This is a genomic window from Salinicola sp. (assembly GCF_982684285.1).
This window is the reverse complement of record NZ_CEXLVS010000491.1, coordinates 1-1,205: the sequence shown is the minus strand read 5'-3', so window position 1 is coordinate 1,205 and position 1,205 is coordinate 1. Positions and strand designations below refer to the sequence as shown.

The window sequence follows — 1,205 nt, the reverse complement described above, 5'->3', positions numbered from 1 at the left end:
AGCGATGATGGTATTTCCGGCGGCCGTGGGTGACGCTGAAGCAAATACATGGCCGGGACCAAAGGCTAATGATTCCCCACTAGTGCCCGCTAACACATATTGCTCAATATCATGTTGAGCGACCACCAATTTGGCCACTGGCCACATATCAGCCCATACCCACGGTTTCACTTGCCGATGTTCCGTTGCAGCTTGCTGCCAGGCCGATGCGATTAAATACTGAGCGAGTTGTGCTTTGATATAAATATATGAACCTTGGCCTAATTGCCAGCAAGCAAAGACGATTAACACGGTCGATACCGTATTGTTACGCGACCATCTCATTGCTGCCTCCAGCGCAATACCAAACCCGACAACAGTAATAACAGCCCTATTAATAACTGCAACATAGCAGGTGTCGCTGTTTGCGGTAATGATTGCATGGCCCAACCGGCAGGACGATTTGTCGCCATCGTCTGTGTGCTTAAATTCGCTTCTGCCGGTCTTACTGGGGCTTTATCAACCGCAACCAGTGAAGTAAAATTAGTCACCAAATGATGTTCCAAGGCAATCTGGGTGATTGCAGTTTTCACTTCATTGGGCTGACCTTGAGTGCGATATCGGTCCATTAATGCATCAATCTTTTGTCGCGCCCATAACACTGATATTGCTTCAGATTGTGCACCGCCATTAAGAGTTAACGTTCCTTGCCATGGTTGCGAGCCAAAATAACCTTTAACGGTAATGTCCTTAGGCAATGCATTTGCTTTCATCACCAACAATAAAGGTTCACCCATGTATAAATCGGGAATGGCTTTTGGCCAGACTTCTATTTCACTGTTATCCGTTCCCTCTAAAGTGATATCTGTTAATACTGGATGCGCCAATTTGTTAAACAAGTCCTGCATTTTTTTTCTCACTTCTGACTGTGAGCCAATATAACTATGTGTGCCTCGACCAAACCGTGCGGCACGATTCATAAAATGACTATTGGGTGCCGAACCAATCCCAACCGTAAACAAACGACTGTTACCTAGGTTTTTTTTGATTTCGTTAAATAATTCATCTTCATTGCCGATGCTACCATCGGTTAAAAATACGATCTGACGTAATCCCTGTGAGCGTTCATCTCCGGCTAAAGCCATCGCTAATGCCGGTAACATTTCGGTGCCACCATCGGCACGTAACCAGTCAACAAAGTCATGTGCAATATCCAAATTATTTCG

Annotated in this window: 2 protein-coding genes; both read right to left on the bottom strand. The window is 45.3% G+C overall.

Going from position 1 to position 1,205, the window contains the following annotated elements; translation table 11 throughout:
* Positions 1–324 (bottom strand): sortase family protein (locus AC3AYF_RS21375; protein WP_487780478.1); only part of this gene is annotated, 324 nt, incomplete at its 3' end.
* A partial coding sequence (locus tag AC3AYF_RS21370) for a hypothetical protein (protein ID WP_487780477.1) occupies positions 321–1,205 on the bottom strand: 885 nt, incomplete at its 5' end. The genes AC3AYF_RS21375 and AC3AYF_RS21370, both read right to left, overlap by 4 nt.